Origin of the sequence: Sneathiella chungangensis (genome assembly GCF_009882935.1) — a bacterium.
GTDB lineage: Bacteria > Pseudomonadota > Alphaproteobacteria > Sneathiellales > Sneathiellaceae > Sneathiella > Sneathiella chungangensis.
In genome coordinates this window covers 608,793-626,482 of record NZ_WTVA01000015.1, presented here as the reverse complement: position 1 = coordinate 626,482, position 17,690 = coordinate 608,793, and the positions used below count along the sequence as shown (strand labels likewise).

The following is a 17,690-nucleotide window of genomic DNA, read 5'->3' as shown; positions in this document are numbered from 1 at the left end:
GTACTAACCTAACACTTAGAGCATGGCAGCCCAAGCATCAAGAGACATTACAAATGAGGGCGGTCGGACCATTTCGCCCGAGCCGCCCTCGTTTCTTATACTCGGTCAGGCTGGGGTTTATTCCTGCGCTGCCGTTTTCGCCTCATCCGCCAGAACGGCTTTCATCGACAGGCGGACTTTGCCGCGTCCGTCGATTTCGAGAACCTTGACGCGGACCTCATCGCCTTCGTTGACGATATCCGTGACTTTGGCGACACGTTGCGGTGCCAGTTCCGAAATATGAACCAGACCGTCGCGGTTTCCGAAGAAATTCACGAACGCGCCGAAATCTACGACTTTCACGACTTTACCTGTATAGGTTTCTCCGACCTCAGGGTCATCAACGATCGATTTGATCCATTTGATGGCCGCATCGGCGCTTTCCGCCGTCGTTGCCGCAACCTTTACAGTGCCGTCATCCTCGATGTCGATCTTGGCGCCGGTCACTTCGCAGATTTCACGAATGACCTTACCGCCCGTGCCGATGATATCGCGGATCTTGTCCTTATGGACCTGCAACTGCGTAATCCGCGGGGCTCCTTCACGAACGCCGTCACGGGCGCTGTCGATGGCCTTGCCCATTTCCTTGAGGATATGCAGACGGCCTTCGGTCGCCTGAGCCAGCGCGATGCGCATGATTTCCTCGGTAATGCCGGCAATCTTGATATCCATCTGCAGGGACGTAATACCCTTTTCCGTTCCCGCAACCTTGAAGTCCATGTCACCGAGATGATCCTCATCGCCGAGAATGTCGGACAGAACGGCGAATTTGCCGTCTTCTTCGAGGATCAGGCCCATGGCGATACCGGCGACCGGGCGTTCAAGCGGAACACCGGCATCCATCAGCGCCAGCGACGTGCCACAAACGGTCGCCATGGAAGACGATCCGTTGGATTCGGTCACTTCCGAGACAACGCGGAGCGTATAGGGGAACTTGTCCTTAGCTGGCAGAAGCGGATGAATTGCCCGCCAGGCAAGCTTGCCATGGCCGACTTCCCGGCGTCCGGTAAAGCCAATGCGGCCAACTTCGCCGACCGAATAGGGCGGGAAATTGTAATGCAGCATGAAGTTTTCGCGATATTCGCCTTCAAGGGCATCGACGATCTGCTCATCCTGGCCGGTGCCGAGTGTGGCGACGACCAGGGCCTGGGTTTCACCGCGGGTAAAGAGGGCGGACCCATGGCTGCGCGGCAGGGAACCGATTTCCGCGATGATCGGCCGAACCGTCTTGGTATCACGGCCGTCGATGCGTTCACCGGTTGCAATGATGTTCCCGCGAACGATCTTCTTCTCGATCTTTTTAAGGATGCCAGCGGCTGCTTCGCGTTCGTCTTCTTCAAGCTCCGCAAGCGCCGCGTCTTTTGCGGCGGTGACTTTTTCAACGCGGGTCTGCTTGACCTGTTCCTTGTACGCGTCGGAAAGGACACCCTCGGCGGCGGCTTTCACCTTCGCTTCCAGATCCTTGTCTGTTTCTTCCGGCTTGAAGTCCCAGGGCTCTTTCGCGCAGACTTCGGCAAGCTCGATGATGGCATTGATAACCGTCTGCGTTTCCCGGTGACCGAACATGACGGCGCCCAGCATTTCTTCCTCGGTGAGCTCATGTGCTTCCGACTCGATCATCAGGACCGCTTCGGATGTCCCGGCGATAATGAGGTCGAGCTTGGTATCCGCCATCTGCGAGGCAGTCGGATTGAGCACGTAGTTTCCATCGATAAATCCGACGCGGGCTGCACCCACCGGACCAAGAAACGGAATACCGGAAATCGTCAATGCGGCGGATGCGCCGATGAGGGAAACAACGTCCGGATCATTTTCCATATCATGAGCCAGAACCGTGCAGATGACCTGCGTTTCGTTTTTGAATCCGGTGACAAAAGACGGGCGCAGCGGCCGGTCGATAAGACGCGAGGTCAGCGTTTCCTTTTCGGATGGACGGCCTTCGCGCTTGAAAAAGCCGCCCGGAATTTTACCGGCGGCAAAAGCTTTTTCCTGATAGTTGACGGTCAGCGGGAAAAAATCCAATCCCGGCTTCGGTGTTTTTTCGGCAACGGCGGTGCAGAGAACCTGCGTTCCACCGTAGGTTATCATGACAGCACCGTCCGCCTGACGGGCAATCTTGCCGGTTTCCATAATGAGCGGACGTCCGCCCCACATCACTTCCTTGCGATGTACTTCAAACATTTTTTTTCCTTCCAACGCAGGAACAGCCCCATGCCGTCCTGCCCTAATCTGAGACCCTATGCCTCAGTCATTTTCTCTTTTTACTATATTTGCGCTGTCGAAAAGCGAACCTTCCTAAACGCGGCAAACGCCGATGTGCATTGGGGCTGGCCCAAGACAGTCACCGGCGTTTGTGGCTTCTGCGGACCGCTATTTGATCCGCGCAACTTGTTGTTATTTACGAATACCAAGACGCTTGATCGTATCCTGATAACGGTTTTCTTCGACTTTCCGAAGATAGTCGAGCAAACGACGGCGGCGGCTGACCATTTTCAACAGTCCGCGGCGCGAATGCACGTCGCCTTTATGTTCCTTGAAATGATCGGTCAGATTGCTGATTCGTTCAGTCAAAATGGCAATCTGTACTTCCGGGGAGCCGGTGTCCCCGTCCTTTGTCGCATATTCTTTGATCAATTCTGCTTTACGCTCTGCAGTAATCGACATCGGGTTCTCCTGAGTTAAATATTAAAAATACGAACAGGATACAGCCGCCCGGCCTCGATTTTCGCGATACCGATCGGGATGTTTCCGTCCATGGCGCAGACGATGCCGTCTGCCTGATTTGGAACCGCCACGTCATTTCCGTGACGCAGGCGACATGCCTGCTCTTCCGTTGCGGCCAGTGCCGGGATGTCGTCCAGCGCGGTCGTTAAGGGAAGCAAGTCCTCAAATTCTGCGGGACACTGCCACAGCTCGGCCAACTTATCCAGCGAAATCGCATCCTTTTCAGAAAATGGACCTACGCGAGTGCGCCGAAGGGCTGTCAAATGGGCAACAGTGCCAAGTTTCAGGGCCATATCACGGGCGAGCGAGCGAATATAGGTCCCTTTTCCGCAGATCACCTCAAAGACAGCGTGATCATCATCGAGCATGTCGACAAGTTTCAACGACTCGATATGGACATCGCGTTCGGGCATATCAAGCTGTTCCCCGGCCCGCGCCCGTTTATAGGCACGCTCACCGCGGATCTTGATGGCGGAATAGGCGGGTGGGCGCTGCCGGATGGTTCCGGTAAATGCGGGGAGAATGGCGTCGATATTTCCTCGGGTGGGACGGACTTCGGAGGTGGCTTCTATCTCACCCTCTATGTCATCGGTATTGCGCGCCTCGCCCCAGCGGGCCGTGAAACGGTATTCCTTTGTTTCATCAAAGATATAACCGACCGTCTTTGTCGCTTCGCCAAGGGCAATCGGCAGGACGCCGGTCGCGAAAGGATCCAGCGTTCCCGCATGCCCGACTTTCGCCGCGTCGGTGATGCGTTTGACGCGGCCGACAACCTGGGCCGAGCTCAGCCCCGCGTCCTTGTCGATATTGAGCCATCCATGGATGGGGATGCCGCGCCGTTTTCTTGCCATATGCGGCTATTGCGGCTCTTCTGGCAGCCTGTTTTTTCGGATCAGGGCGTCGATGTGACTGCCATAGGCGAAGGAATCGTCCTTTTTAAACACGAGCTTCGGCGTGAATTTCATGGTCAGGTGACGACCCATTTCACCTTGGATGACGCCCGCAGTCCGGTTAAGCCCGGCGATTACCGCGTCCTCGTTGACGCCGCCAAGCGAGGTAACATAAACCGTCGCGTTCCGCATATCCGGGCTCGGCTTCACTTCCGAAATAGTGACGGACACGCCCGCAACATCCGGATCATGGATCAAGTCTTTCGACAGGATCCCCGCGATAATATGGCGGAGTTCCTCGCCCACGCGCAATTGCCGCTTGCTCGCGGTTCTCGGACCTCGTTTCGAATGTGCCATGGGAACTCTCCCGCGTAATGAACGCGATTCCGTGACCGGCGGGCCCTAAAGCGCGCGGGCCACCTCCTCAACCTCGAAACATTCGATGAAATCGCCGACTTGCAGGTCGTGGTAATTCTCGAACGCCATTCCGCATTCCATTCCGGATTTAACCTCCTTCACCTCATCCTTGAACCGTTTGAGGGTAGAGAGCGTTCCTTCATGGATCACGACGTCATCCCGCAAGAGACGGACTTTCGCGCCGCGCTTGACGTTGCCTTCGGTGACCATACAGCCTGCAATTTTGCCGACCTTCGAAATATTGAATACCTCGCGGATTTCCGCATAGCCCAGGAAATTCTCCCGCAATGTCGGCGCCAGCATACCGGACAGCATCGCCTTCATATCGTCGATGACATTGTAGATCACCGAATAATACTGAATATCGACGCCTTGATGCTCCGCTTCCTCCCGTGCCTGTTTATTCGCCCGGGTATTGAAGGCAATGACGATCGCGCGCGATGCCGCGGCCAGCGATACGTCGGATTCCGTAATGCCGCCGACGCCGGAGAACAGGATCTTGACGGCAACCTCATTCGTCCCGAGGTTTTCAAGAGCGTTGGTAATCGCCTCTGCCGAACCCTGTACGTCCGCCTTGATGACAACCGGAAGCTCGTCCACCGTACCTTCCTTGATGGCACTGAACATCTGCTCAATCGTGCCGCGCGCGGTGGCGGTGACCTTCTTGTCCTTGTCAAGGCGCTGGCGGTAGCTGGCAATTTCCTTCGCCTGGCTTTCCGTTTCCGTTACGACAAAATCGTCGCCTGCCGTCGGTGTGCCCTGAATGCCGAGAACCTCGACGGGAACGGACGGCCCCGCTTCCTCGACATTCTGCCCGCGATAGTCGAGAAGGGCACGTACCTTGCCCATTGCCGGCCCCATAACGAAAAAGTCGCCGACATGCAGGGTGCCCCGGTTGACGAGAACCGTACCGACCATCCCGCGGCCGGTTTCCAGCTTCGCTTCAACGACTGTCCCATGCGCGGACCGGTTGGGATTTGCCTTCAGTTCCAGCAATTCCGCCTGAAGAAGAATGGCTTCCTGCAGTTTGTCGAGCCCGGCGCCGGTTTTTGCCGACACTTCCACGTCCAGCACGTCGCCGCCCATGTCCTCGACAAAAATTTCATGCTGCAGAAGTTCCTGACGCACCTTGCTGGGATCCGCCGCCGGCTTGTCGCATTTGTTGATTGCGACAATAATCGGCACTTCCGCCGCCTTCGCGTGTTTGATGGCCTCGATGGTTTGCGGCATGACGCTGTCATCGGCGGCAACCACCAGAATCACGATATCGGTCACCTGTGCGCCGCGCATCCGCATTGCCGTGAAGGCCTCATGGCCCGGCGTATCGAGAAACGTAATCATTTCGCCGGAAGCGAGCTTAACCTGATAGGCGCCGATATGCTGGGTAATGCCGCCGGCTTCGCCGGACACAACGTCCGACTTGCGAAGGGCGTCCAGCAGCGACGTCTTGCCGTGGTCGACGTGACCCATGACGGCAACAACGGGCGCGCGAGGCACAAGATCCTCTGGCGCATCCTCTTCCTCGCCGCCAAGGCCGATCTCGACGTCGGATGCAGCGACCCGCCTTGCTTTATGACCAAGTTCATCCACCACCAGTTCCGCCGTATCCGCGTCGATGGTTTGATTAGCCGTCGCCATGATGCCTAGTTTCATCAACGCTTTGATGACATCGACGGAACGTTCCGACATGCGGCTCGCCAAATCCTGAACGGAAATAACTTCCGGGATCGTCACTTCGCGGAAAATTTTCTGTGGCGGTTCGCTTATCTGTTGCTGTTTCTTGCGGGCGCGCCTGATGGAGGCCAGGGACCGCTGTTTCGGGCCGCGATCATCCAGTGCTTCCCCTATGGTGAGGCGCCCGGATCTCCGGCGCGGCTCATCCGGTTTACGTACCGGCGCGAACCGTTCTTCGGCGGCCCGGGCATGCTTCGGCACCTTCTTGCGTCCGCCGGCGGTGTCATCGCCGCCCCGAGCATCCTCTTCGACAGTACGGAAATGACGCACCGGTGCGCCTTTCGCTTCGCGGCGAAGTTCTTCCTCGCGCTCGGTCGATTTTACCTTTTCGCGATGTTCGGCCACCTGGGCATTCTTGGTCGCGTTCGCCTCTTCCAGCAGACGGCGTGCTTCTTCCTCTTCCGCCCGTCGGCGCTCTTCGGGAGAGCGGCGTTTCGGTTTCGCCGGAGCTTCCTCGGCTTTTGCCGGCGCGTCGGCGGCGGCTTCCTCTTTCGGCTGTTCCGCCGATTTTTGCTGTTCTTCTTTCGCTCGTGCCTCTTCACGCGCCTTGCGTTCCGCGGCCTCTCTCAAAGACTGTTCACGCGCCCCGGCAAGGGCAGCGGCCCGCGCAGCCTTCTCGTCGCTTGTCAGGTAATCCGCCGCCTCTTTTGCATCCGCTGACTTCGGCGCCTCGGCGGGCTTGCCCTTACTCGCAACGGGCTTCGCCACGTGAAGCGTTTTCTTCGCCGTTGCGTCCGCCGCCGTCGACGGTTTCGCCGCTGCCGGCTTCTGAGCACCCAGACCCAGCGTGCCGCGCTTTTTGCGCACCTCGACCTGCACGGTCTTGGAGCGACCATGGGTAAAACTCTGACGGACCTGACTATTGCCGCCAGCGGTCTTTTTCGCTTCTAACGGTTTGTTCAGGCTAAGCGATTTACGCCCATCCTTGTCATTTGTCTCAGTCATTCTTACTCCGACACTTCGGTATTTTAATCAGCCCCGGCCCCTGAATTTTGCCAATCGGGAAGCCGCCGCCATAATTTTTGTCGTCAACGCGCCTCTCCCCAGACAGGCATGGACAACATTCTCCTTGCCTAACGCCTGACTGAGTTCAGCGCCGCTGAACGTATCTATCAACGGCAGCGACCCGGCAATTCGCCGAAGTTTCTGCCGTCCGTCTTCCGCGCCATCCGAGGCGGCGATCAACAGCGCCACCTTGCCCGATTTCAGCGCCTTTTCAACCTTCGCAAAGCCGACCGTTACCAGTCCGCCCTTTCGCCCCAGCCCCAAAAGCGCCAGGCTTTGTCTCGTCAATGCCTGGTCAATTGTCCCGACCAGATCTTCCGGCACCTTGACCGCCTGTTTCGCCGACTTCGCGAATAGCCGCTTTTTGACAGCGAGTTCGACAGCGTCTGCATTGCAGCTCACCCAGATACCGCGCCCCGGCAGATCCATCCTGATATCATGGACCAGCATACCATCCGGCGATACCGCAAAGCGAAGAAGCGCGTCTTTTTCGCATATCTGTCCAGTGGCTATACACCGCCGCTGCGGATCACTCAAGTCTACTTCTCCGCTTGCCGTCTCAGCCGGCCGGAATTTCTTCCTCATTTGCTGCATCTGCAGTATCGGTTTCCGGCTCTTCGTCGTCAAACCAATGCGCCCGTGCGGCCATGACGATCTGGTTGGCTTCGTCTGCCGTCAGTCCAAATTCGCGCAAAATCCCGTCTTCCGGGCTTATCAGTTCGTCGCCAGAGAGGTCCGCGAGATCATCAAGCTCTTTTACGCCAGCCTCACCAAGGGCAACAATCATGGCAGGGGTCAAAAGCTGCAGGTTGACGATATCGTCGCTGACGCCCATTTCCTGACGCTTGGCTTCCAGCTCGGAATTCGTCAGCTCGACATATTCCTGCGCCCGCCTATGCAGCTCCGCCGCGATCTCATCGTCAAACCCTTCGATCTCGGCAATTTCGCTGACATCCGAATAGGTGATGTCCTCAACGGAAGTAAATCCTTCCGAGGCCAATAATTGGGCAATCGTCTCGTCAACATCAAGGGCCGTCATGAAGTTTTGCGTGCGTTCCGCAAACTCGGCCTGTCGGCGGTTGCTTTCCTCCTCCTCGGTCAGGATATCAATATCCCAGCCGGAGAGTTGCGATGCCAGACGGACATTCTGTCCGCGGCGGCCGATGGCGAGAGAGAGCTGATCATCCGGCACAACGACCTCGATCCGGTTGGCATCCTCGTCAAGCACCACCTTGGCGACTTCCGCCGGGGCCAAGGCGTTGACGATAAAGCTGGCCTGATCGGGGGACCATTGAATAATGTCGATTTTCTCGCCCTGCAATTCATTGACCACAGCCTGAACGCGCGATCCGCGCATGCCCACGCAGGCACCGACCGGATCGATGCTGGGATCGTTGGAAATGACGGCGATTTTCGCCCGGCTTCCGGGGTCGCGGGCAACCGCCTTCACTTCGATAATGCCATCGTAGATTTCCGGCACTTCCTGGCCGAACAGCTTCGCCATAAATTGCGGATGGCTGCGCGAGAGGAAAATCTGCGGTCCGCGGGGCTCCTGCCGCACGTCGTAAATATAGGCGCGGATGCGATCACCCTGCCGGAAAGTTTCACGGGGCAGCATCTCATCGCGGCGGACCACGGCATCGGCCTTGCCCAGATCAACGGTCACGTTGCCATATTCGACCCGTTTGACGATACCATTGACGATTTCGCCGACGCGGTCCTTATATTCGTGATATTGCCGTTCGCGTTCCGCTTCGCGCACTTTCTGGACAATCACCTGCTTGGCCGTCTGCGCGGCGATGCGCCCGAAGTCAATTGGCGGCAGCGGATCGATCAGCAGGTCACCGACAACGGCGCCCTCTTTCTCGCGCTGTGCCCCGGCGACGGAAATCTGCGTCGCTTCATTGTCGACCTCTTCCACCACTTCGCGCACTCGGGCCAAGCGGATTTCGCCGGTACCGCGATCAATATTGGCACGAATATCATTTTCATGCCCGTATTTGGCCCGGGCGGCTTTCTGAATTGCCTCTTCCATCGCTTCGAGAACGATGTCGCGGTCAATGACCTTTTCCCGGGCGACTGCGTCGGCGACCTGCAACAATTCAAGGCGGTTTAAACTAGCTGCATTTTCCATGACCAAATGTCCGTCCAAAAAACATGTCTGTGAACCTAGGCGCGACGCATGCTTGCCGCGATAAGTTCGTCTGTCAAAATCAATTTTGCCTTTCTCACTTCCGAAAAAGGCAGTTCAAGCCGGCCGCCGTCGTCTGCCTGCATCAGGACCAGTTCGTCCTTCAGGCCCAACAGCTTCCCGCGATATCGGCGTTGGCCTTCAACAGCCTGCTCCAATTCCACTTTCGCTTCAAATCCGGCCCAGCGCTCGAAATCCTTCGGCCGCGTCAACGGCCGGTCAATCCCGGGAGACGAAACCTCGAGTTCATATGCTCCCTGTATCGGATCTTCGACATCCAGGAGCGCCGAAACCATCTCGCTTACTTCCGTGCAGCCGGCGATGGTCATCGTTCCATCGGGCTTTTCGGCCATTATCTGAAGCACTTTCCTGTCGCTTCCGGTGAGGCGGACACGCACGAGTTCATACCCCATATCATTGAGGGACGGCGTGATAAGCTTCTCAATTTTTTCGATCGCGTTCAGGGTTCTTCTCGTCTTCAACACTAAACATAAAAAAACAGCGGACCAGAGGCCCACCGTTCCAAAGCTCATCCTGACGGTGAGCGAACAGTATGTATGCGACATATAATAGACGAGATGCCGCCAAAGCCAAGCATTTTCTTCTGGTTTCGCCGCCCCGACGGGCATTAACGGCGGAGAAAGCGGTAATAAACCGGTCGAAGGCCTTTTTTGACCGCTTTCATCTCATAGCGGGTGGCGGGCCAGTCATCCTTGCGCTCCCGCCAATCCTCCGGACTTTCCGCTTTCCAGTCGAAATCCCGTGATTGCAGCATATGCCAGAGAATCCAGGCGCCATAATCCGTATGATCGGTGGCGATTCGAAGTTCCGCTCCCGGTTGCAGGACACGGGCGAGGGCGGCAATATTGGCGGTCGCAACGAATCGGCGCTTGTTGTGGCCGCTTTTCGGCCAGGGATCGGGGAAAAGAATGAAGGCCCGCTCGATACTGGCGTTGGGGAGTTGGTCGATCAACAGCTCCGCGGCTTCGTTATGCAGGCGGACATTGCGGGCGCCGAATTCATCGAGTTTGCCGAGCAGCATCGCGACGCCGTTGATATAGGGCTCACATCCGATAAAGCCGACGTCAGGATTGGCCTTCGCCTGCCAGGCCAGATGCTCTCCGCCGCCAAAGCCGATCTCCAGCCAGTAGGCGCGGCAGGGATCGGGAAACAGGGACGGAAGGTCAAGGCAATCCGCGTCGAGCGGTATCGCCAGCCTCGGCAAATCCCGGTCTATCAGTTTTTGCTGGCCTTTGCGAAGGGGTTTCCCGCGGCGGCGCCCATACAGGATACGTCCGCCCTTCGCCTGCTGCTCCGGCATAACTAATCCGTCAGGAAAGAGCGGATTTCAGGCTGTCCGCGAGATCAGTTTTCTCCCAGGAAAAACCGCCATCGGCTTCCGGCATCCGACCGAAATGCCCATAGGCGGCGGTCCGGGCGTAAATCGGCTTGTTGAGGCCGAGATGCTCGCGAATGCCGCGAGGACTGAGATCCATGACCTCCATAAGAACCTTGGCAAGCCTGTTTTCGTCCACCTTGCCGGTACCAAAAAGATCGACATAGAGCGAAAGCGGCTTTGACACGCCAATTGCGTAGGAAACCTGAATGCAGCAGCGGTCAGCAAGGCCGGCAGCCACGACGTTCTTCGCGAGGTAACGCGAGGCATAAGCCGCCGAACGGTCGACCTTGGTCGGGTCCTTGCCTGAAAAGGCGCCGCCGCCATGAGGCGCCGCGCCGCCGTAGGTATCGACGATAATCTTGCGGCCGGTCAGCCCGGCGTCGCCATCGGGTCCACCGATGACGAATTTTCCCGTCGGGTTCACGTAGAATTCCTCCTCCGGGCACATCCAGCCGTCGGGGAGTACCTTGGTTACATATTTCCGGACGATTTCGCGAACCGCGTCGCCATCAAGACCGGCATCATGCTGAGTGGACACGACGACAGATGTCGCCCGCACCGGCTTGCCGTTTTCATAGGCCAGGGTGACCTGACTTTTGGAATCCGGCCCGAGCCCTTTTTCGGCGCCGCTATGACGGGCATCCGCGAGAGCCTTGAGGATATTGTGGGAATAGTAGATCGGTGCCGGCATCAGGACGTCCGTCTCGTTCACGGCATAGCCGAACATGATGCCCTGGTCACCGGCGCCCTCGTCCTTGTTGCCCGAGGCATCGACGCCTTGCGCGATGTCGGCCGACTGGGCATGCAGAAACACATCGACGGCGGCGTTTTTCCAGTGGAAGCCGTCCTGCTCGTAGCCGATATCCTTGACAGCCTCCCGGGCCGTTTCCTCGATCAGTGATTTGGTAATGCTGGACGGGCCGCGCACTTCCCCGGCAAGAACGATGCGATTTGTCGTCGTCAGGGTTTCGCAAGCGACGCGCGAATAAGGATCCGCAGACAAATAAAGGTCGACAATGCTGTCCGAAATCCGGTCACAAACCTTATCGGGATGTCCTTCTGAAACTGATTCACTGGTGAAGAGATAATTTTTGGCTGGCACGCGAACATCCTCTTTCGTCAATGGGCGGTACCCGGTGTCGATGTCGGACATGTCTATCGTCCGTCGGGTATGAAAATCTGCCGCACTCTAGCAAAATCGGGTTGGCGGTCAAGAAAATCTGCGCGGGAAGTGATCAGGCGGACTTGGAAGAGGTTTTTTCCGATTCTTCTGTCGCCAGCGCCTTGATGACGTCAAACACCCTTTTACGAACTTCCAGATTGTCGATTTTGTAGTAGGCGCGGACGAGTTCCAACGTTTCCCGTTTACCAAGGAATTCATGTTCAAACTCATCGGCAGGTTCCTCAACACCCTGTGCGAGGGCGCTACCGCCCGCCGGCATCTCTTCAAAAAAGAAGGACGGCTTGATATCCAGTATCCGGCTCAGCTCAAACAGGCGGCTTGCGCCGATCCGGTTGGCGCCGCGCTCATATTTCTGTATCTGCTGAAATGTGAGTCCGAGCTTCTCTCCGAGTTTTTGCTGGCTGAGTCCCAAAAGCGTCCGGCGCATTCGCAGTCGGCTTCCCACGTGCACATCCACCGGATGGTTTGGCATTAAAATCCCTCTTGATAACGACAGGTCGTGAAATGAATCATGTGCTGGCGATAACGCGGCTAATCCTTTAAGTTGTTTTAATCAGTATCGTCAAAAAAAATGCTAGTCAAGAAGACAAGCGTATGTTTTTCGCCTTTCGCCAGGTGAGCATTAGCCCTATTCCGGCGAATATAACTGTCAGGAAAATAGGAATAATTTCGCCGCGACGCGCATAAAAAGTGCGATCCGGAATAGGTAATGGCAGGCCGCCGTCAATGATGCCCGCCTCGTTTAGTTCCAGCTTTTCCTCAACTCGGCCGTAGGGATCGATGATTGCCGAAATACCCGTATTGGCAGCGCGAACGACCGCCACGCCCTGCTCTATGGCACGGGTGCGGGTGATCGCAAAGTGCTGATAGGGACCCGAGGTATCACCGAACCATCCATCGTTGGTGATGTTGAGTATCCAGGAGAAGGCGGTCTTCGGGGCAACTTCCCATGGAAAGGCAATTTCGTAGCAGATCATTGCGCGGGCCGGAGGGAGGCCGGGAACTGAAATGACTTTCTTCGCGGCCTTGTCGGGTGTGGCGAAATCCGACATCCGGTCAAGTGCCGGAATGATCTCCGTCAGTCCCGTCGCAACCATCAACGGACGAAGCGGCATATATTCGCCGTAAGGGACCAGATGCTGCTTGTCATAGATATCCAGTATCTCGCCCGAACTTCCAAGCACTTGAAGACTGTTCCAGTAACGACGGACATCCGGATCGCGGCGCGGTGCACCGGTAATGATGGCGCCGCTCGGCGGGATGATTTGCGCAAGCTCCTTTTTAAGTTGCTTGGCGGTTGTCAGATAATACGGGACGGCAGTTTCTGGCCAGATATAGAAACGCGGCGGCACCCCCTCGTCGATCAGGCTAAGCGACACGATCTTGCGCAAATGGTCGAGCAGAAGGTCCGGCTGCCATTTCAGGCTCTGGCGGATATTGGGCTGGACAATGCGAAGGGATGCATTTTCAAAGGAGTCAACGGGGCCGGAGGGAATTCGAAGAAATCCCGCGCCGAAGATAGCGGCGAACAGCGCAATTGATCCGACAAGCGATGCGCCCGCCGCTTTTCGTGAAACGCCGTCCTCGCCGAACAGCGCGGGCAGGCTGGCAATGAAGACGGTGAGGAGTGTCAGGCCATATATGCCGATAAAGGCCGTCGACTGCATGACCGGAAGAAAAGCGCTCCAGCTGTAGCCGACGAGGTTCCAGGGAAATCCGGTAAAGAGGACGCCGCGGATATATTCAAACAACAGCCAAAACGCGCTGAACACAAAAATCCGGCCGACGGACCGGGCTCCGGTAAGATGGGTCGCAAGGGTTGCGCCGCCTGACAGAACCGCGAGAAAAGCCGGCAGGACCAGAACCGGCAAGGGCATCAGAACCGCATGGGTCTTGGCATCTATAGTAAAGGCGACGCCGATCCAATACAGGCCGGCGATGAACTGGCCCCAGGCAAACCACCAGCCGGCGAAAAAGGCCTGCGTCCGGGTTTCTGCCGAGCTTAGTATCCAGATAAGGCCCGTAAAGCTGACCGGCAACAGAAAGACCAGGTTAAGGGGGGGCAGGGCGGCGGCAACAAGCGCCCCCAACAGGAACGCGAGGAGGGATTTCTTAAAAAAGGAAAGTCCCGCGATCCGGCGGTTTAAAGCCGTCATTCAGCCTCTTCCGAATCCGGTGTACGCCGGCGAATGCGAACCCGTTTCACTTTCCGGGGATCGGCGTCGATGATTTCGAATTCCAGGCCGTCGGGATGGGAAATGATTTCTCCCCGGGTCGGAATCTGGCCCGCCAGCTGGAATACAAGGCCGCCAACCGTATCAACCTCCTCGTCCTCTTCTTCGGGGAGCAAATCCATACCGACAAGGGCTTCAAGTTCCTCGATCGATGCGCGGGCGTCGGCTTCAATCATGTCGTTGGCGCCGACGACAATCAGCGGACCTTCCTGTTCGTCATGCTCATCCTCGATGTCTCCGACGATTTCCTCAACAAGATCTTCGATGGTTACCAGCCCGTCGATACCGCCATATTCATCAACCACCGCCGCCATGTGAATATGCGTTGCCCGCATTTTCAGCAGCAGATCCGGCACGGACATGGATGGCGGCACGAAGAGAATCTCGCGGCGGAAATTCTGCCATTTTCCGGCATCTTTGCGGCCCCAGAAATTAATCAGGTCCTTGATATGGAACATGCCGGTGACATTGTCGAGCGTTTCGCTGTAAACCGGCAGTCTGGAGTGGCTGGTTTCCTTGAACCGTTCCACCACATGTTCCAGCGTCGAATTGGCGTCAATCGCCTCGATATCGGCGCGGGGCACCATGACGTCGCTGATGCTGAGTTCCGAGAAACTCAGGATGTTGGTCAGCATCAGCTTTTCAGATGGATTTATGGATTGTTCGGGATCGTCATGTTCTTCGATTAGTTCTTCAAGCGTGGAGCGCACACTTCGTTCTGTCTGCTGCCCGATTCCCAAAACGCGTTTCAGGATATGTAGAACCGTATTCTCGGATTTTTGCGATGTCGGACCTTCCGGAGTTTCCGAAAGACTCTCGCTCGACAAATTATCGGTCATTTTAAGTCAGGGGTCTCCTGTCGCGGCTGATCAGAAAGTTCGTAGGGATTAGCGATATGTAAGCGCCGCAAGATCATAATTTCAAGATTTTCCATCTCTACGGCTTCATTTTCGTCCATATGGTCGAAACCGGCAAGGTGTAAAACGCCGTGACAGAGAAGATGAGCGAAATGATCGGAAACATTTTTGTGCTGGGCTTCTGCCTCACGGATTAATGTCTCGCGCGCGAGGACGATATCGCCAAGGAGAAGCGGCTCTCCCAATCGCACCGCCTGTTCGAGTTCCGCCTGGTCCAACGGGCTGTCGGGAAAGGAGAGCACGTTGGTCGGCTGGTCCTTTCCCCGATAATCTCGGTTGAGCGCGCGAATGTCCGAATCATTGGTGAACACGAGGCTGATTTCGACGCTGGGCTGCTGGCTGCCGGCAATGGGTTTCAATTCGAAAACCCGGCTGATTTCCTGCAGCGCAATGGACGTAATCTCTTCCGTCCGGGTCTGGAGATTTGGGGTCAGGTCGGCCCATGCCGGATCCGGCATGGAGACGGCAAGGTCGAGCGTAAACGGAAGGTCGGTCATAGTGCCATCAAGTCTTGCGTGACTTGAGTGCAAGCTGCTTCTCCCGGTCATGTTCCCCGTAAGCTTTCACGATGCGGGTGACCAGAGGGTGCCGCACCACATCGGCCTCGCCGAAATGAATAAAATCGATGCCCTTGACGCCCTTCAAAATATCGACGGCCTCATGCAGGCCCGATCGCATCCCGAGCGGCAGGTCAATCTGGCTAAGATCGCCCGTGACCGCCATGCGTGAATTCTCGCCCATCCGGGTGAGCAGCATTTTCATTTGCACAGGCGTGGTGTTTTGCGCTTCATCGAGGATAATTGCCGCATTGGAGAGCGTGCGCCCGCGCATGAACGCGAGCGCGGCGACTTCGATCTCTCCGTTTTCGAGCCGCTTGACGACTTCTTCGGCGGGAAGCATGTCATAGAGCGCATCATAGAGGGGGCGAAGATACGGATCGATCTTATCGCGCATGTCGCCGGGAAGGAACCCGAGTTTTTCGCCGGCCTCCACCGCGGGGCGTGCAAGGATGAGGCGGTCGACCTTGTTCTCGATCAGCATGGCGACGGCATTGGCGACGGCAAGGTAGGTCTTGCCGGTACCTGCCGGACCAAGGCCGAAGACCAGTTCATGCGTGCGCAGGGATTTTACATATACCGCCTGATTCGTAGAGCGCGGCGTAATCCGCCGCCGCTTTGTCACGATCATGTCCTCGCCGGAGACGGAACCGCGGCTGCCGTCTTCCGCCGGGGCGTTGCCCGCCATGCGAATGGCGCCGTCGACTTCACCTTCCGCGACATCGAGGCCTTTTTTCAGCCTCTCATACAAATCGAGCAATACCGATTTGGCGGACGCGCGCGCCGAATTACTGCCGGATATGGCCATCTTATTGCCGCGCGAGACGACGGAGACGTCCAGTCCCTGCTCGATACGCGCAAGATATCGATCATGTTCCCCAACAAGCTGGGCAAGCAGGTAATTGTCATCAAATTCGAGGATCGTCGCGTCGGTCTGGTCAGGAGTGCGTTTCAAGGTTTTGGAGCTCGATTGATTTTTTGCCACGTTTGTTCCTAGGCCGCATCCGCGACGCTACCGGGTTTCAGTTCGCCACGCAGAGAGTTTGCATTTCCCTCTTGTACGATGACAGTTGCGATGCGGCCGATCCGATGCGCCGGGGAGGGAACGAAAACGGACTGCATGTAAGGACTCCGGCCAACCAGTTGGCCCTCGCGCTTTCCCTCTCTTTCCAAAAGGACATCGATCTCCTTACCGACGAATGACCGGTTGTAGGCAAGCTGCTGTTCGTTCAGCAGCTGCTGCAGGCGGGCAAGTCGCTCGGATTTCACTGTTTCCTCGACCATCTCATCGCCGAGGGCGGCCGCCGGCGTTCCGGGTCGCGGACTGTATTTGAAGCTATAGGCCTGCGCATATTCAACGTCGCGAACAAGCTGCAGGGTGTCTTCAAATTCCTGCTCGGTTTCCCCCGGGAACCCGACGATAAAATCGCCCGATAGCGCCAGGTCCGGCCGGTAGTGACGGAGCTTGTCGATAATGCGCCTGTACTCATCCGACGTGTGACGCCGGTTCATCGCGGCAAGGATGCGGTCGGAGCCGGCCTGAACCGGCAGGTGGAGATAGGGCATCAATATCTCGACATCCCGATGCGCGCGGCAAAGGTCTTCGGTCATTTCCAGCGGATGCGATGTCGTATAGCGGAGCCGGTGAAGACCATCGATCTCGGCAAGTTTCTGGATCAGAGTGGCGAGACTTGCTGGTTTTCCGTCCGCCCCCTCGCCATGGTAGGCATTGACATTTTGTCCGAGAAGCGTGATTTCCTTGGTGCCGCTGGCGATCATGCGTTTGGCTTCATCGACGATGGACGCCACCGGACGCGAGAATTCGGCGCCCCGTGTGTAAGGCACCACACAGAAGGCGCAGAACTTGTCGCAGCCTTCCTGTACGGTCAGAAACGCGCTCAGGTTTTTATCGATCGCGTCTTCCGGCAGATGATCGAATTTTGGCTCAACCGGGAAATCCGTCTCCAGGATATGGCCAACGCCGCGGGTCGCCTGCGCCACCATCTGCGGCAGGTGGTGATAGGACTGCGGCCCGAACACCATATCGACATATGGCGCGCGCTTCATGATTTCCGCACCCTCGGCCTGGGCCACGCATCCGGCGACGGCGATGATCATATCGCCATCTTGCTTTGCCTTCTTGTCCTGACGCATGTTGCGCAGCCGGCCAAGTTCCGAGAAGGTCTTCTCGGACGCTTTTTCCCGGATATGGCATGTATTGAGAATCGCCATATCGGCGTCCGCCGGTTTGTCTGTCAGGGTATATCCAAGGGGGGCCATCAGGTCTGCCATGCGGGCTGAATCATACACGTTCATCTGGCAGCCATATGTGGAAATATACAGTTTTTTGCTCACGCTTTCTCGCCAACCTCGCCGGTTCTTAAGGCCCTAAATGTCAAA

At 57.0% G+C, this 17,690-nt stretch carries 16 protein-coding genes; all 16 read right to left on the bottom strand.

Going from position 1 to position 17,690, the window contains the following annotated elements; genetic code table 11:
• Nucleotides 1-117: 117 nt before the first annotated feature.
• The gene (gene pnp, locus GQF03_RS16105; RefSeq protein WP_161340288.1) at nt 118-2,220 is read right to left on the bottom strand and encodes a polyribonucleotide nucleotidyltransferase; all 2,103 of its coding nucleotides are present in this window, start codon (nt 2,218-2,220) and stop codon (nt 118-120) included.
• A 213-nt stretch (nt 2,221-2,433) separates the two neighbouring features.
• Nucleotides 2,434-2,703, bottom strand: a complete 270-nt coding sequence (gene rpsO / locus GQF03_RS16100) for a 30S ribosomal protein S15 (protein ID WP_161340287.1) — start codon at nt 2,701-2,703, stop codon at nt 2,434-2,436.
• Nucleotides 2,704-2,717: 14 nt separating this feature from the next.
• The gene (gene truB / locus GQF03_RS16095; protein ID WP_161340286.1) at nt 2,718-3,614 is read right to left on the bottom strand and encodes a tRNA pseudouridine(55) synthase TruB; all 897 of its coding nucleotides are present in this window, start codon (nt 3,612-3,614) and stop codon (nt 2,718-2,720) included.
• Nucleotides 3,615-3,620: 6 nt separating this feature from the next.
• Complete coding sequence (rbfA, locus tag GQF03_RS16090) at nt 3,621-4,010, bottom strand: 30S ribosome-binding factor RbfA (RefSeq protein ID WP_161340285.1); 390 nt, start codon at nt 4,008-4,010, stop codon at nt 3,621-3,623.
• Between the two features lie 45 nt (nt 4,011-4,055).
• Entirely contained in the window at nt 4,056-6,749 is a 2,694-nt protein-coding gene (gene infB / locus GQF03_RS16085; RefSeq protein ID WP_161340284.1) for a translation initiation factor IF-2, read from the bottom strand.
• 27 nt (nt 6,750-6,776) lie between these two features.
• Nucleotides 6,777-7,346, bottom strand: a complete 570-nt coding sequence (locus tag GQF03_RS16080; protein WP_161340283.1) for an RNA-binding protein — start codon at nt 7,344-7,346, stop codon at nt 6,777-6,779.
• Nucleotides 7,347-7,368: 22 nt separating this feature from the next.
• On the bottom strand, nt 7,369-8,943 hold the full coding sequence (nusA, locus tag GQF03_RS16075) for a transcription termination factor NusA (protein ID WP_161340282.1): 1,575 nt from the start codon (nt 8,941-8,943) through the stop codon (nt 7,369-7,371).
• A gap of 35 nt (nt 8,944-8,978) precedes the next feature.
• The gene (rimP, locus tag GQF03_RS16070; RefSeq protein ID WP_240958595.1) at nt 8,979-9,482 is read right to left on the bottom strand and encodes a ribosome maturation factor RimP; all 504 of its coding nucleotides are present in this window, start codon (nt 9,480-9,482) and stop codon (nt 8,979-8,981) included.
• A gap of 146 nt (nt 9,483-9,628) precedes the next feature.
• Nucleotides 9,629-10,321: a tRNA (guanine(46)-N(7))-methyltransferase TrmB gene (trmB, locus tag GQF03_RS16065; RefSeq protein WP_161340281.1), complete on the bottom strand. Its 693-nt coding sequence runs from the start codon at nt 10,319-10,321 to the stop codon at nt 9,629-9,631.
• A 10-nt stretch (nt 10,322-10,331) separates the two neighbouring features.
• The gene (metK, locus tag GQF03_RS16060) at nt 10,332-11,501 is read right to left on the bottom strand and encodes a methionine adenosyltransferase (protein ID WP_161340853.1); all 1,170 of its coding nucleotides are present in this window, start codon (nt 11,499-11,501) and stop codon (nt 10,332-10,334) included.
• Between the two features lie 133 nt (nt 11,502-11,634).
• Nucleotides 11,635-12,054, bottom strand: coding sequence for a helix-turn-helix transcriptional regulator (locus tag GQF03_RS16055; protein ID WP_161340280.1), 420 nt, complete (start codon nt 12,052-12,054; stop codon nt 11,635-11,637).
• 106 nt (nt 12,055-12,160) lie between these two features.
• Nucleotides 12,161-13,738, bottom strand: a complete 1,578-nt coding sequence (gene lnt, locus GQF03_RS16050) for an apolipoprotein N-acyltransferase (protein ID WP_161340279.1) — start codon at nt 13,736-13,738, stop codon at nt 12,161-12,163.
• Nucleotides 13,735-14,655, bottom strand: coding sequence for a hemolysin family protein (locus tag GQF03_RS16045; protein WP_161340278.1), 921 nt, complete (start codon nt 14,653-14,655; stop codon nt 13,735-13,737). Before GQF03_RS16045 ends, lnt begins: the two co-directional genes overlap by 4 nt.
• Nucleotides 14,652-15,230 carry an rRNA maturation RNase YbeY gene (ybeY, locus tag GQF03_RS16040; protein ID WP_161340277.1) on the bottom strand — a complete coding sequence of 193 codons (579 nt, stop codon included), beginning with the start codon at nt 15,228-15,230 and terminating at the stop codon, nt 14,652-14,654. Before ybeY ends, GQF03_RS16045 begins: the two co-directional genes overlap by 4 nt.
• A gap of 7 nt (nt 15,231-15,237) precedes the next feature.
• The gene (locus tag GQF03_RS16035) at nt 15,238-16,245 is read right to left on the bottom strand and encodes a PhoH family protein (protein ID WP_161340852.1); all 1,008 of its coding nucleotides are present in this window, start codon (nt 16,243-16,245) and stop codon (nt 15,238-15,240) included.
• 38 nt (nt 16,246-16,283) lie between these two features.
• Nucleotides 16,284-17,645 carry a tRNA (N6-isopentenyl adenosine(37)-C2)-methylthiotransferase MiaB gene (gene miaB, locus GQF03_RS16030; RefSeq protein WP_161340276.1) on the bottom strand — a complete coding sequence of 454 codons (1,362 nt, stop codon included), beginning with the start codon at nt 17,643-17,645 and terminating at the stop codon, nt 16,284-16,286.
• Between the last annotated feature and the right edge of the window lie 45 nt (nt 17,646-17,690).

Bases quoted from the DNA above. Each gene is read 5' to 3' on its own strand.
- nusA (WP_161340282.1), bottom strand. From the start codon at position 8,943: ATGGAAAATGCAGCTAGTTTAAACCGCCTTGAATTGTTGCAGGTCGCC.
- lnt (WP_161340279.1), bottom strand. From the start codon at position 13,738: ATGACGGCTTTAAACCGCCGGATCGCGGGACTTTCCTTTTTTAAGAAA.
- pnp (WP_161340288.1), bottom strand. From the start codon at position 2,220: ATGTTTGAAGTACATCGCAAGGAAGTGATGTGGGGCGGACGTCCGCTC.
- trmB (WP_161340281.1), bottom strand. From the start codon at position 10,321: ATGCCGGAGCAGCAGGCGAAGGGCGGACGTATCCTGTATGGGCGCCGC.
- rpsO (WP_161340287.1), bottom strand. From the start codon at position 2,703: ATGTCGATTACTGCAGAGCGTAAAGCAGAATTGATCAAAGAATATGCG.
- truB (WP_161340286.1), bottom strand. From the start codon at position 3,614: ATGGCAAGAAAACGGCGCGGCATCCCCATCCATGGATGGCTCAATATC.
- ybeY (WP_161340277.1), bottom strand. From the start codon at position 15,230: ATGACCGACCTTCCGTTTACGCTCGACCTTGCCGTCTCCATGCCGGAT.
- GQF03_RS16055 (WP_161340280.1), bottom strand. From the start codon at position 12,054: ATGCCAAACCATCCGGTGGATGTGCACGTGGGAAGCCGACTGCGAATG.
- rbfA (WP_161340285.1), bottom strand. From the start codon at position 4,010: ATGGCACATTCGAAACGAGGTCCGAGAACCGCGAGCAAGCGGCAATTG.
- GQF03_RS16045 (WP_161340278.1), bottom strand. From the start codon at position 14,655: ATGACCGATAATTTGTCGAGCGAGAGTCTTTCGGAAACTCCGGAAGGT.
- infB (WP_161340284.1), bottom strand. From the start codon at position 6,749: ATGACTGAGACAAATGACAAGGATGGGCGTAAATCGCTTAGCCTGAAC.